Annotated in this window: 11 protein-coding genes; 3 read left to right on the forward strand and 8 right to left on the reverse strand. The window is 71.8% G+C overall.

The window, feature by feature from the left end; all coding sequences use genetic code 11:
• Position 1: 1 nt before the first annotated feature.
• The 7 genes from cheB to AABA78_RS29665 form a co-directional block, all read right to left on the reverse strand.
• Complete coding sequence (gene cheB / locus AABA78_RS29635; protein WP_338268202.1) at positions 2-1066, reverse strand: chemotaxis-specific protein-glutamate methyltransferase CheB; 1065 nt, start codon at positions 1064-1066, stop codon at positions 2-4.
• 11 nt (positions 1067-1077) lie between these two features.
• Positions 1078-1413 carry an antibiotic biosynthesis monooxygenase family protein gene (locus AABA78_RS29640; RefSeq protein ID WP_338268205.1) on the reverse strand — a complete coding sequence of 112 codons (336 nt, stop codon included), beginning with the start codon at positions 1411-1413 and terminating at the stop codon, positions 1078-1080.
• Between the two features lie 22 nt (positions 1414-1435).
• On the reverse strand, positions 1436-2965 hold the full coding sequence (locus AABA78_RS29645; RefSeq protein WP_338268207.1) for an ABC1 kinase family protein: 1530 nt from the start codon (positions 2963-2965) through the stop codon (positions 1436-1438).
• 34 nt (positions 2966-2999) lie between these two features.
• Positions 3000-5051 carry a methyl-accepting chemotaxis protein gene (locus AABA78_RS29650; protein ID WP_338268209.1) on the reverse strand — a complete coding sequence of 684 codons (2052 nt, stop codon included), beginning with the start codon at positions 5049-5051 and terminating at the stop codon, positions 3000-3002.
• On the reverse strand, positions 5051-5539 hold the full coding sequence (locus AABA78_RS29655) for a chemotaxis protein CheW (protein ID WP_338268211.1): 489 nt from the start codon (positions 5537-5539) through the stop codon (positions 5051-5053). Before AABA78_RS29655 ends, AABA78_RS29650 begins: the two co-directional genes overlap by 1 nt.
• The gene (locus AABA78_RS29660) at positions 5536-7704 is read right to left on the reverse strand and encodes a chemotaxis protein CheA (RefSeq protein ID WP_338268214.1); all 2169 of its coding nucleotides are present in this window, start codon (positions 7702-7704) and stop codon (positions 5536-5538) included. Before AABA78_RS29660 ends, AABA78_RS29655 begins: the two co-directional genes overlap by 4 nt.
• Before the next feature lie 175 nt (positions 7705-7879).
• Positions 7880-8803: a PAS and helix-turn-helix domain-containing protein gene (locus AABA78_RS29665; RefSeq protein WP_338268217.1), complete on the reverse strand. Its 924-nt coding sequence runs from the start codon at positions 8801-8803 to the stop codon at positions 7880-7882.
• 291 nt (positions 8804-9094) lie between these two features.
• Between AABA78_RS29665 and AABA78_RS29670 the strand changes: the two genes are divergently transcribed.
• From AABA78_RS29670 to AABA78_RS29680, 3 genes are read left to right on the forward strand one after another with little or no spacing between them, the layout of a single operon-like run.
• Positions 9095-10153 carry a DUF72 domain-containing protein gene (locus tag AABA78_RS29670; RefSeq protein ID WP_338268219.1) on the forward strand — a complete coding sequence of 353 codons (1059 nt, stop codon included), beginning with the start codon at positions 9095-9097 and terminating at the stop codon, positions 10151-10153.
• A gap of 38 nt (positions 10154-10191) precedes the next feature.
• Entirely contained in the window at positions 10192-10503 is a 312-nt protein-coding gene (locus AABA78_RS29675; RefSeq protein WP_338268222.1) for a hypothetical protein, read from the forward strand.
• Complete coding sequence (locus tag AABA78_RS29680; protein ID WP_338268224.1) at positions 10436-10774, forward strand: Smr/MutS family protein; 339 nt, start codon at positions 10436-10438, stop codon at positions 10772-10774. The genes AABA78_RS29675 and AABA78_RS29680 overlap by 68 nt, the downstream gene beginning before the upstream one ends.
• Before the next feature lie 27 nt (positions 10775-10801).
• Here AABA78_RS29680 and AABA78_RS29685 read toward each other — a convergent pair whose 3' ends face one another.
• On the reverse strand, positions 10802-13522 hold the full coding sequence (locus AABA78_RS29685) for an SNF2-related protein (RefSeq protein WP_338268735.1): 2721 nt from the start codon (positions 13520-13522) through the stop codon (positions 10802-10804).
• Positions 13523-13623: the final 101 nt, after the last annotated feature.

Below are 13623 nucleotides of genomic sequence, written 5' to 3' on the forward strand. Positions count from 1 at the left end.
CTCAGGTCCTCCGTCCGCGTGGATCCACGCGCCGCACCAGCTCCAGGGCCAGGGCGTCCAGGGGCACCACCGCGTCCGCGAGCCCCGCCTGCTCCACCGCGCCCGGCATGCTGCCGATGACGCAGCTGGCCTGGTCCTGCACCACCACCTGACCGCCCGCCTCGCTCACCTTGCGGCAGCCGCGCAGCCCGTCCTGGCCCATGCCGGTGAGCACCACCGCCAGCACCCCCGCGCCGTACACCTCCGCCGCCGAGCGGAAGAGCAGGTCCACCGCCGGACGGCACGCGTTCTCCGCCGGCCCCTGGTGCGTGAGCAGCCGCACGCCCGTCGCGTCCCGGCACACGGCCAGGTGGAAGTCCCCGGGGGCCACCCACACCGAGCCGGCCCGCACGGACGCACCCGTCACGGCCTCGCGCACGCAGAGCGGGCTCACGCCCTGCAACCGCTCCGCGAGCAGCCGCGTGAAGAGGGGCGGCATGTGCTGCACGACGAGCACCGGCACCGGGAGGTCCGCTGGCAGCGCGGACACCACGCGCACCAGCGCGCCCGGGCCTCCCGTGGACGCGCCGATGACGATGGCCTCCACCCGCGCGGGCACCAGCGGCCGGGGCTGGGGTGCGCGCGTCACGGGGAACGGCGCCATCGTGGCGGAAGCGGGGCGAACGTTGAGCGCCTTGAGCTTGCGCACCAGCTCGTCCCGCACGGCCTCCACCGTGACGTTCATTCCGCCCGCGGACGTGGGCTTCGTCACGTAGTCGCGGGCTCCCAGCGCGAGCGCCTCCAGGGTCAGCATGCCGGCGCGTTCGGTGAGCGCGCTGAACATCACCACGGGCAGGTCCGGGGCGCGCTGGCGCAGGAGCTTCAGCGTCTCCAGCCCGTCCAGCTCCGGCATCTCCAGGTCCAGCAGCACCACGTCCGGCTGGAACTGCTCCACCTTCGCCAGCGCGATGCGGCCGTTGGGCGCGGTGGCGACGACCTCCAGGCCTGGATCCGCGTCCAGCAGCAGTGACACCTGCCGCCGCACCACGGCCGCGTCGTCCACCACCAGGACCCGGATGGGGTTCATTCGCACTCGCGTCACCGGACCGCGTGCGCGACCGGGCAGCGGCCCGCGGGGGCGCTGGAGGCCGCATCGCCATACACCTCGTGGCGTGGCCGGCTCGCGAGGATGGCGCTTGCGCCCCAGTCCGTCACGCGGTGGAAGGCCTCGGACGCGACGAAGGCGTCGAAGCCCTCGCGGCTGTGCCACTCGGAGACGATGAGGTAGCGCCCCGGTGCCCCCACGCTCTTGAACAGCTCCGTGTGCGCGTGCGCCGGCAGCATCCGCATCGCCTCCAGGACGAGCGCGAACTTCCGCTCGAAGGCCTCCGCCTTGCCCTCACGCACCTCGTAGTTCATGCCGATGGTGACCATCCGTCACCTCCTTGTCTGTCTTTCATTCGAGCCAGACCCGGACGTGGCGGTCGCCCTCGTCCAGGTGGAACAGCTCCGCCGGCCGCAGCCCCGCCGCCACCGCCGCCGCGCCGATGGCGACCGGATCCAGGCCCCGCGCCGCGAGCTTGCGCGGCAGGTCCTCCGGCAACAGGTCTTCCAGGTGCGCCGTCACGTCCGCGCGGAAGGTCAGCGCGACGCGCGTGTGCCCAGCTTCCGTCACGCGGACCTTCAGGTAGCGCGCGGTGCCCTCCACCCGCGCCTCGGGCGGCGACGGCGGCGGGGGAAGCGATGGAGCACGGGCCTCGTCCAGCAGCGGCCCCCAGGCGATGGGCGTATCCAGCACGTCCAGGTGGCGCACCAGCCCGTGGAACGCACGCAGGACGAACAGCAGTGACGCGGGCCCGGCCGCGCGGAAGTTCCAGCGGTGCGGCCCCAACGCCTCGGTGAGCCGCGTTCCCAGCCGCCAGCTCCTCGCGTGGAAGGGACCCTCCCGGAGGAAGGGCTCCAGCAGCACGCGGCTCACGGCGGGCAGCGCTTCCGTCATGGGCTCCAGCAGCTCCGGCGTGAAGCCCAGCATCACCCACGCGGACAGCAGCTGCTCCGGGTGCGGCGTGGCGTTCGGAGCCCGGAGGAGGGAGATCAACCGCCCCAGCCCCACGGCCAGCTCCGGCGGCAGCGGCTTCACGCAGCCGAAGTCGAGCACCCCCAGCACGGGCCTGCCGTCCGGCCCCCGGGACACGCGGTAGTTGCCCGGGTGCGGATCCGCGTGGAGCGCGCCCCAGGTGAAGCAGCCGTGGAGGAACAGCCGGATCAGCGTGGTGGACAGCGCCCGGCGGTCCGCTTCGCTCCAGCGCCAGCCCTCCGCGAGGGAAGCGCCCTCCACCCAGCTCATCACCAGCAGGTCTTCACGGGTGAGCGCGTCCACCGGCACGGGGACGACGACGCCCGGCACGTCCGCCATGCGCGCGCCCGCGTCCCGCAGGGCCTGGGCCTCGTGGTGGTAGTCCAGCTCGCCCTGGAGCATCCGGGCCAGCTCATGGCGGTAGGCGGACATGTCCAGCTTCCCGCGCCAGCCCCCCAGCGGCGCGGCCAGCCAGCCCAGCGCGCGCAGATCATCCCGCACGGCCTCCGCGATGCCCGGGTGCCGCAGCTTCACCGCCACGGCGCGCCCGTCGCGCAGCACGCCCCGGTGCACCTGCCCCAGCGACGCGGCGATGCCCACGCCCTCCAGCGACGTGAACACCTCCTGCCACGGGCGGCCCAGTCGTCGGGACACCTCCGCCAGCGCGTCCTCCGGCGCGAGCGGGGAGGGCGCCTCCGCGAGCGAACCGAATCCCGGCGTCTCCGCGCCCAGCTCCGCGAGCGTGAGCACCTGGCCCATTTTCTGGGGCAGTCCCCGCAGGCCCAGGAGCCGCTGGGTCAGCTCTCGCCGCGCGCGCTCCTCGTCCTGGGGACGGGACACCCGCCGCAGGCGCGTGGAGGCGCGGGCCACCTGGCCCAGCTCCCACCACCGCTTCAATCCGATCCGCACGTGCCGTGGCTCCCGGGGCTTGCAGCGGCCCGCGCTACTTCGCCCGCGCCTGCTTGTCCGTGGTGTCCACCTGCACGACCAGCCGTTGCAGCGACTGCGCCATGTGGGCCAGCTCCACCGCCGAGCGCTGCGTGCTGCCCGCGCCCTCGGTGGTGCTGCGCGCGGCCTCCGCCACGGCGGCCATGTTCTCGGAGATCTGCTGGCTGCCCTTGGCGGCCTCGCCCACGTTGCGCAGGATCTCCCCCGCGGTCGCCGTCTGCTCCTCCACCGACGAGGCGATGGACGTCTGCAATTCGTTGATGCGGCCGATGGTGGCGCCGATCTCCAGGATGGCGTTGACCACCTCCTCGGTGTCGCCCTGAATGCTGCCGATCCGCTGGCCGATGTCCTCGGTGGCGCGGGCCGTCTCACGCGCCAGTTCCTTCACCTCGTTGGCCACCACCGCGAAGCCCCGGCCCGCCTCGCCCGCGCGCGCCGCCTCGATGGTCGCGTTGAGCGCGAGCAGGTTGGTCTGCTGCGCGATGGAGGTGATGACCTTGATGACCTTGCCGATGTCCTGGCTGCTGGTCCCCAGCTTGCCGACGAGGATGGACGTGGTGTCAGCCAGCTTGACTGCGGACGACGCCACCTTGGCGGCGGTGCTCGCGTTGCGCGCCACCTCGCGGATGTTCGCGTTGACCTCCTCCATGCCGGACGCGACGCTCTGCACGTTGCGGCTGACCTGCTCCGCGCCGGCGGACACCTGGGTGGCCTGCGCCGCGGTCTCCTGCGCGTTGCTCACCATCTGCTGGCTGACGCTGGACAGCTCCTGCGACGACGCCGCGAGCGTCTGCGAGTGCTGCGTCACCTCCTGGAAGATGCCGCGCAGCGTGCTGTCCAGGTCCTGCTCCCGCTTCTGCACCGCGAGCTTCTCGGTGATGAGCTCCCACGTCACCATGGGGCCCAGGTAGCGGCCCTGGCCGTCGTACACCGCCGTCACCAGCAGGTCCGCGACCTCCGGCCCGATGGGGATGTTCGCGCGCACCGGCAGGTTCTTGTCGTTGGACAGGATCTTCCGCTGGTACGCCGAGTCGCGGTGGAAGACGTCGATGGTGGACCCCAGCACCCGGTCCGCGCTGACGGGCAGGTGCTTCTCCACCCGCTGCAACAGCCGGCGCGAGGCGGGGTTCAGGTAGACGATCTTCAGGTCCTTGTCGGCCGCCATCACGCAGGTGGGGGCGTTCTCCAGCATGGCCCTCAGCCGCGCCATCTCCGTGTCCACGCGCTGCTGATCCGTGATGTCCGTCCACGTCACCACGTAGCCGGTGAGCGCTCCGCTTCGGCCCTCGATGCCGTCGACGTGGACCTTGAGCAGGGTGGGGCCCGCCGCGAAGGTGGTCTCGTACGGCAGCGCGGACGGCGTGCCCAGCCGGTCCTCCTCCAGCCGCAGCTGATGCTCGAAGTGGGCGAGGAAGTCGCGGTCCTCCGCGCCGTCGCTGATGCGCTCGAGGGCCTCCGTGGCGGCCGCGTTGATGAAGACGATGCCCAGGTCCGCGTCCAGGACGAACAGGTTGACCCGCGCCGCGTTGAGCAGCGTCTCGTTGAAGGCGCCCTCGAGCGGCGTGGCCGCGCGGCGGCGGGAGGAGCGGGCCGCGGGCACGGACGCCACGGCGACCCGGCGTCCCTCCGTGCGGGAGGCACGCGCCGGGGCGCGCTTCGACGCGGGCCTGCTGACGCCGTCCTCTTGCGACGTCCCCACCGCCGCCAGCAATTCGCGGGCGACGGGGCCCGGCACGTCCAGCTCATCCAGCACGGTGGCCAGGTGTTCGGCGACGCGCTCGAAGTGATGGGGCTTCAGCGCCATGCGCGCGTGCACCTCGCGCATCGACGGACCGCGATAGACGGCCGGGCCGCCCAGGTGCTGGGTGAGGAACGCGACCATCTGGCGCTGCAACTGGACCAGGTCCGCGCGGCGGAAGAGGGGCTTGAGCAGCGCGTCCGTCATCACCCGCGCGTAGAGCTTCTGCACGGCCGCCGTCAGGGGGGCCTTGCCGCCCAGGCGCTGGAAGAGGGTGGCTTTCACGGCGGGCGCGGTAGGGCGGGCCATCAGCGGGACTCCTGGGGAAGCAAGGGGAAGGAAGGGGCGGCGGAGGCGCTGGACGCGGGCGCAAGCCCGTGCACCACCGCGTCCGCGGACAACACGAGCAGCAGCCGGTCCGGCAGCGCATGGACACCCAGGAGCATCGAGCGCAGGGGCCCACGCAGGTTGTCCGGCAGTGGCGCCAGGTCCGACTGCTCGAAGGGGAGGATGTCGCCAATGGCATCCACGCGGAGGCTCACCGCGCCTTCGTCGCCGCGCAGGACGACGTGGGGCGCGTCCGTCGGAGCGGTTCCGTCGGGCAGGTCCAGGCGGCGGCGCAGGTCGATGGCGGGGACGATCTGCCCGCGCAGGTTGAGCAGCCCCGCCACCTCCGGAGGCGCGCCGGGGACGCGCGTGAGCGGGGGCGGCAGCAAGATCTCCTGCACGCGTTCGATGTCCAGGCCGAACAGGTGGTCCCCCACCTGGAACGAGCACAGCTGGCGGAAGGCGCTCACGGCGCACCGCCCGTCAGCAGCTCCGGGTGCACGGCGCGCACGGTGCCCTCCACGTCCAGGAACTCGGTGGCCCGGCTCTGCACCACCATGGAGCCCAGCACGCCCGGGCGGCGCGTCTCACGCTGGAGCGAAAGCTCCACCTCCGCGACGTCGAGGATGGCGTCCACCACCAGCCCCACGCGCGTGTCCGAGTGCGTGGCGACGACGACGGACAGCGACTCGCCGAACGCGACCTGGAGGCCTTGCGTGAGCCGCTCCGTCGCGCCGGGCCTCGCCTCCAGCACGGAGGCCACGCGCACCAGCGGCAGCAGCTGGCCGTGATAGCGCGCCATCTCCATGCCTCCGCTCAGCCGCTCCACGTCCGACGCGGGCAGCTCCTCCAGCCGCGCTACGCGGGACAGCGGGATGGCCACGCGGCCCTCCGCGCCGGTGCGGCACAGCAGCACCCGCTCGCGCGCGTCCTCGGGGCGGGGCGCCTCCGGAGCGGCCTCGGGGACGACGACCTGGGCCTGCGCCTCCGCGACGGTGCCCACGCGGCGGCCCAGCCCCATGGCGTCCAGGATGAGCGCCACGCGCCCGTCGCCCAGCACCGTCGCGCCGGCGTAGCAGGCCAGCCCCTTCAGGTGCTTCCACAGCGGCTTGACGACGATCTCCTCCGTGTCGTGGATGGCGTCCACCCACAGCCCGAAGGCGCGCTCCCCGGCCTGCAACACGACGATGGTGGCGCCCTCGTCCAGCTCCGGCGTCGCGGGCCCCACGCCCAGCTCGGAGGCCAGCACCACCAGCGGCAGCAGCTCTCCGCGCAGCCGGAGCACGCAGGCGCCCTGGATGCGGCTGATGTCCCTGCGGGCCTGCGCCGGCTCCAGCCACACCACCTCCCGCAGGGAGGCCTGCGGCAGCGCGTAGCGGTCACCCCGGCACGTCACGAGCAGCGCCGGGATGATGGCCAGCGTGAGGGGAATCTTCAGGGTGAACGTCGTGCCCTGACCGGGCCGGCTGTGCACCTCCACGGTGCCGCCGATGCGCTCCACCTGCGTGCGCACCACGTCCATGCCCACGCCCCGGCCGGACAGCGACGTGACGCGCTCCGCGGTGCTGAAGCCAGGCATGAAGATGAGCATCAGCGCGTCCGCGTCCGGCAGCCGCGCCGCCTGGTCGGCCGTGAGCAGGCCGCGCTGCACCGCGACCTGCCGCACGCGCTGCACGTCGATGCCCGCGCCGTCGTCGGACATGCCCAGGTGCACGAGCCCGCCCTCGTGCGACGCGCTCAGCGTCAGGCACCCCACGGGCGGCTTGCCCGCCTCGCGGCGCTGCTCGGGCGTCTCCACGCCGTGGTCCACGGCGTTGCGCAACAGGTGGGTGAGCGGATCATGCAGCGCCTCCACCAGCGTCTTGTCCAGCTCCGTGTCCGCGCCGTGGAGCTGCAGCCGCACCTGCTTGCCGCACCCGTGCGCCAGCTCGCGCACGAGCCGGGGGAAGCGGTTCCACACCTGGCCCACCGGCTGGAGCCGCGTCTTCATCACCACCTGCTGCACCTGCGTGGTGACGACGTCCAGCCGCTGCGACGCGGTCATCAGGTCCGCGCCCGGCGTGGGGGAGGCCGCGCACTGGAGGATGCGGTTGCGCGCCAGCACCAGCTCGCCCATCAGGTTCATCAGCCGGTCCAGCAGCGCCACGTCCACGCGCAGCTTGGAGTCCACGCCGGTGGCGGCGCCGCGCCAGGGCAGGGCGCCCGGGGGTGTCAGGGGCTCCGAAAGCTCCGCGGGGGCGTTCGCCGTCGCCGCGCCCGCCATGCGCGCGAGCAACGCGGCGTGGTCCACCGCGGGCTCCAGCCCCGTCGCCTCGATGTGCTCCAGCGCCGCGCGCGCCGCGTCCGCCAGCGCCAGCAGCGTGGACACGCGCTCGCGGTCCAGCACCAGGCGCCGGTCGCGCGCCAGGCCGAGCAGCTCCTCGGCGGCGTGCATCAGCGCCTCCAGGCGGGTGAAGCCCAGGAAGCCGCAGGTGCCCTTCACGGTGTGCAGGCCGCGGAACAGCTGCGCCAGCAGGGGCTGCGAGCCCGGCTGCGCCTCCAGCTCCAGCACCGTCGCCTCGATGCTCTGCACGTGCTCGCGGGACTCGAGGAGGAACTCCCGCATCACGTCGTCCCAGCCCGGAGTTTCACTCACGGACAGGATGCCCTTTGACGGAAGTCCATGAGGACTGTATGTCTTTGATGGTACGGATTTGACTGGCGCTGCCCATGGGCAACGGCCCCCCCGACCCCCCGGACTCCGGAGTCGAATCCCCAGCATGTCGCAAGGCGCGCGCCGCGAAAGCTGTCCCGGAGGGAAGGCGCCCTGGTCAGAAGAACAGGCGGAGCAGGTCGTACCGCGTCTCCGCCCCCAGCTTCCGGAGCAGGTTCGCCTGATGGAATTTTACGGTGCGCTCGGTAATCCCTAACACGGTGGAGATGTCGGTGGGCGAGCGGCCGAGCGCGAGATATCGCAACACATCGCCCTCCCGCTCCGACAGCCGCGCCGCGTTCGCCATCCTCCGCACCTTCGCCTCGAAGAGGCCGCTGAGCGTGGCGTCACCGATGGTGTGCACGCTGACGCGCGCGGTGCCGGCGCCCGTGGGCGTGGCGGTGACGACCTCGTAGCCGTCGCCGTGCTCGGAGGCCTGCCGCACGATGGTGTGGGGCCAGGACGCGGGGGACGTCGCCGTCAGCGGGCAGTCCAGGCAGGGCGCGTCGCGGTGGGCGAAGGCACCGAAGCAGGGCTGGCCCACCATCTCCTCCTGCTGTGCGTGCCCGGAGGTCCACACCGCCTTGAGCGTGCCGAACGACGCCAGCTCGGTGGAGATTTCATAGTTCAGGTCCTGGTGGGGGCCGGAGGCGCGGGACGGCCCGGCGCTGGCGGTGGGCTCCGGGACGGAGAGCGGCGGTGACGCGCGCATGATGATGGCCACCAGCCGCAGCGGCGGCCGGCCCACGGCGGTCACGTCCAGCTCCACCGACAGCCGCTCGCCGCCGCGCGTGAGCACCTGCGTCTCCAGCCGGTGCTCGGCGTGGGTGAAGACGGCCCGCAGCGCCTGGCCCACCTCGCGCCCGTGTTCCGGCGGCGTGCAGACCTCCGTCCAGCGGCGCCCCAGCAACTCCTCGCGGGGCCGGCCCAAGAGCGACGTGAAGGCGCCATTCGCCAGCTCGATGCGGCCGCGCCGGTCCATCACGACGATGGGGCGCGTGTCCCGCTCGGCGAGCAGGGATGCCGTCAACGACCAGTCCATGATGCCCCCCAGCCGGCCGTTGCAACCACGGTCAAGCTTTACAGATGTAGTGCGGAAATCCTTGGTTTGAATAGCTTACAGCGCTTCGCCTGCGTTTGCATTTGGACGCCCCGCCAATCACAGACCGTCTCGTTGGGAGGGAGACAGGCCGTGCGTGCCCGTCCGCCTGGAGGGCGTGCCAGAAACCTGGAACGTCGCCCTGATTCCAGGCAACCTGCTGCATCGCCTGGGCTCCGGGATTACTCCCTGGGGCCCACCTCGGTTTTTCCGCCTGGGAGAGGAGCTGAACGCATGAGCGCATCGCGACGACCCGCGCAGTTCGACCTCTTCACCGGCGCGGTGGAGGAGCCCCCCGTGTCCTCACGGCGCCGGACCCAGCCGGTAGGGCCCGCCGAGCCGTCCGACAGCCTGCGCATGCTGGGCGAGCAGCTCCCCCAGGGCGTCTACCTGGGCACGTCGTCGTGGACCTTCCCGGGCTGGAACGGCCTCGTCTACGACCACGAGGCCAGCACCACCCAGCTGGCGCGCGAGGGCCTGGCCGCCTATGCGCACCACCCGGTGCTGCGCACGGTGGGCATCGACCGGACGTTCTATGCGCCCGTGCCGGCGGCCACCTTCACCGAGTACGCCCAGCAGGTACCGGACGGCTTCCGCTTCCTGGTGAAGGCCCACGAGGCCTGCACGCTGGCCCGCTTCCCCGTGCACGAGCGCTACGGCGCGCACCGGGGGCAGGTGAACGACCGGTTCCTCCAGGCGGCCTACGCGATGGACCACGTGGTGGCGCCGTTCGTGGAGGGGCTGGGGGACAAGGCCGGCCCGCTCGTCTTCCAGTTCCCACCGCAGGACCCCGCGGCGCTGGGCGGCGCGGGCCGCTTCGTGGAGCGGCTGCACGCGTTCTTCTCCGCGCTGCCGAAAGGCCCGCTGTACGCGGTGGAGGTCCGCAACGAGGAGCTGCTCACGGAGGGCTTCGCGCAGGCGCTCGCGGACACGGGCGTGAGTCCGGTGCTCGCGGTGTGGGCCCACATGCCGCCCGTCGCGCGGCAGGCGAAGCTCACGCGCGCCTTCGAGGCTCGCGCGGTGGTGGTGCGCTGGATGCTGCCGCCGAACCTCGGCTACGAGGAGGCCTACGCCCGCTACGCGCCCTTCAACCGGCTGGTGGATGAGGACGTGGGCACCCGCGACGTGCTGGCCCGCGTGTGCATGGCGGCCGTGCGGCGCGAGCGTCCCGTCTTCGTGACCATCAACAACAAGGCGGAGGGCAGCGCGCCCCTGTCCGCCGTCCGGCTCGCGGAACGCGTCGTGTCACACAAGGAGGAGGGCGGCCAGCGAAGCGTTGCTCACGCAACATGACTTGCGCGCGAGCACGCCGCTTGCTTACGTGAAAGGCCATGAAGGCGATGACCCTGGCTGCCCTGCTGATGCAGATGACCTCCGCCGGTGGTGCCGGCTCGGAAGGCAAGCGGGCGGGCAACCACGTCGACGAGGCGAACGCCCACCCGCAGGGCGCGGTGACGGAGGAGATCACCTCGCTCAAGGGGGAGATCACCAGCCTCAAGGAACAGTTCCGGCTCGCGCGCGAGCGCCAGCGTCTGGCGGCCGAGGAGAAGGCCCGCCTGGAGGAGGCCCGCTACGGTGTCACGCCGAAAGCCACTCCCGCCCCTGCCGCCGGAGGGTCCGGAGCCTCCGCCCACGCTCGATGAGCTGGGAGCGGTAGAAATTCCGGTCGATGGAAACCTCGACCTGCATCTCTTCCAGCCTCGCGAGGTGAAGGAGCTCGTCACCGAGTACCTCTGGGCCTGCCGCCAGAAGGGCGTGCTGGACGTGCGCATCATCCACGGCAAGGGGACGGGCGCGCTGCGGCGCACCGTGCAGTCCCTGCTGCCCACGCTGCCGGAAGTGGAAGGCTTCCAGACCGCCTCCGAGGCGGACGGAGGCTGGGGCGCGACGTGGGTACGGCTCAAGCCCCTGTAACGGGGCCCTGCTCGGAGCGCAGAGGCTTCAGGACAGCCAGAAGTACGCGGAGGCGATGAGGGTGCGCTTCTCCGTCACGCGCCCCTTGTTGGCCAGCTCCGCCAGCTGCCGGTCCTTGGAGGCGTAGCGCTTCTCCTCTTCATTGCGCAGCGACGCCAGCTTGCGGCGGTAGTCGCGCTCCAGGCGGTCCGAGTGCGCCCGCGCCTTCGCGCGCTCCGCGACGTCCTCGATGCCGGAGACGTCCTTGCGCGCGTCGAACCACGCCTGGCGCGCGGCCTCCACCACCTCGCGCGACTCCATCAGGCAGTCCTCGACGTAGCGGTCCGCGCGCTCCTTGGCCTTGTCCAGCTCCAACGCGTTGCGCCGTTCCGCGGCCCGAATCAGCTCATCCTTGGCGGTCATGAGCGACTGCTCTTGCATGAGCTGGACCGACACCGGCGCGGGCTGCCGTCGCTTCTCCTCCTTGGCGTCGAGCTTCGTGAAGTGGACACCGTCCGTCAGCGGCAGGGCCCGGAAGCCGCCGTCCCGGTCCTTCACCAGCACCAGGTGGACCAGCTTCTCCTCCGGCTTGAGGCCGGTGGTCTCGAACTTGTAGACGAACCACCAGCCCTCGCTGCCGGCCAGCCGCGCCAGCCGTGAAGGCAGGCCCGCCGCGTCCAGCTGCAGGTAGCTGACGGTGTCCTGGGTGCGGTCGCGCACCGCGTAGGCGGCCTTGGCCACCTGGAGCCGTCCGGAGGTGCGGCTGCCCAGCACGGAGCCGGTGAGCGCCTTCGCCTCCTGCTGGCGCTTGGCCACCACTTCCTTGGCCGCGTCTCCCGCCACGCGCAGCCGGCGGCGCACGTCGCCGTCGAAGCGCTCCAGCACCACGGAGCGCATCGACGTCATGCGCTGGTTGATGCTGCCCTCCAGCTCCTCGCGCAGCTTGTCGAAGGCGACGTTGATGTCCTTCGGGTCGCGGCAGGACTGGTAGATGTCCAGCACGCGGCGCTCGAAGTCGACGCCGCTCTCCAGCGCGCCCAGGATTTCATCCGACGCGCCGAACACGCCGTCGAAGAGGTTGAGCTTCTTCTCCAAGAGCTCGAACAGGCGCGCGTCCGCCGCGTTCTGCCGGTTGAGGAAGTTCACCACCAGCACGTCGCGCTGCTGGCCGTAGCGGTGGCACCGGCCGATGCGCTGCTCCACGCGCTGCGGGTTCCACGGCAGGTCGTAGTTCACCACCAGGTTGCAGAACTGGAGGTTGAGGCCCTCCGCGCCCGCTTCCGTGCAGATGAGGATCTGCGTCTTGTGGCGGAACTCCTCCACCAGCGCCCGGCGCTCCTCGGGCGTGCCGCCGGCGTCGCCGGACAGGAGGGAAATCTTGTCCTTGTAACCGTGCTCCGACAGCAGGTTGAAGAGGTACTGCTGCGTGCGCTTGGACTCCGTGAAGATGAGCGCCTTCTCCGGCCAGGAGTGCGTGCGCATCACCGCGAAGGTGCGGTCCAGCGCGCGCTTGAGGGCCTCACCCTTGGCGTTGATGCGGATGGAGTCCGCGAGGTCCGCGTACTGGCGCAGCTCCCAGACCTCCTGCTCCAGCGTGCGGACCTGGGGCGCCTTGGCGGGGTCGTCGGACCACTCCTCGCCTTCCTCCACGAACTGCTTGGCCTCTTCCGGCTCGAAGAGCGACAGGGCCTGCTGTCCCAGCCGCGCGGCCATCAGGCGCTTCTCCAGGTTCTCCGACAGCCGCCGCAGCGTGGGCGCGATGGCGAACGTGGAGGAGGCCAGCAGCTTGCGGTAGCACAGCGTCAGGAGCGTCTTCTTGCCCGGCTCGATGGCCGCGGCCTCCGAGCGCTGCAGGTACTCACTGACCTTCTCGTAGAGGTCGTGCTCCTGGGGCGACGGGTGGAAGTCCTCCACGATGCTGCGGCGGTTGGTGTAGCGGACGTATTCGCGCACCTGCCGGCGCAGCGTGCGCTGCACCACCGGAGCCAGCCGCTCCTTCAGTTCGCACGCGGCGGCCTCCGTCATGCCGCCGCCCTCGTCGGCGCGGTAGCGGCTGCGGAAGGCGTGCTCGGGGCCGAGGATCTGCTCGTCCAGCAGCGACATCAGGCCGAACAGCTCCATCAGGTCGTTCTGGAGCGGGGTGGCGGTGAGCAGCAGCTTGGGGCGGCCCGCCAGCGACGCGCGCAGCGCCTGGCCCGTCTTGTTGTTGGCCCGGTGCGCGTTACGCAGCCGGTGGGCCTCGTCGATGATGACCAGGTCCCAGGGAATCTCCGACACGAGCGCGGACTTGTTCGCGGCGAACGGGTGCGAACAGATGACGGGGAAGGGCTGGTCGAAGCAGTTGTTGTGCTTCTTCACGTCGCGGCCGTCGACGAGGACGCTGTCCAGGTCGAACTTCTCACGCAGCTCCGCGTTCCACTGCGCGCGCAGCACCGCCGGGGCCAGGATGAGGATGCGGTTCTTGCCCTCGGCCATGAGCTGGGCGACGACGAGGCCCGCCTCGATGGTCTTCCCCAGGCCCACCTCGTCCGCCAGCATGCAGCCGCCGCGCGACAGCGCGTCCAGCGCGAACATCGCCGCTTCGACCTGGTGGGGGTTGAGGTCCACCTTCGCTTCGGCCAGCGCGTTGGCCAGCCGCTGCTGCGTGTCACCGCTGCGCGCCAGCAACTCCTCGGCGAGGAGCCGCTCGTGGAAGGGCGTCAGCCCCGCCTCCACCAGCTCCTCCGCGGCGCGGGCCGCGATGGCCGCGGCGTCCGCCTCCACTTCCAGCTTCAAACCCCTCGCTACCTCCGCCAAGTCCCGCCTCCCGTCCGGTTTGGAGCGTGCGCGCGTGCGCGCGAACAGTTGAGGCGCGCCATTCTGGGCAGCGA

It is taken from the genome of Corallococcus caeni (genome assembly GCF_036245865.1).
In the GTDB taxonomy this organism is placed as follows: Bacteria; Myxococcota; Myxococcia; order Myxococcales; family Myxococcaceae; genus Corallococcus; species Corallococcus caeni.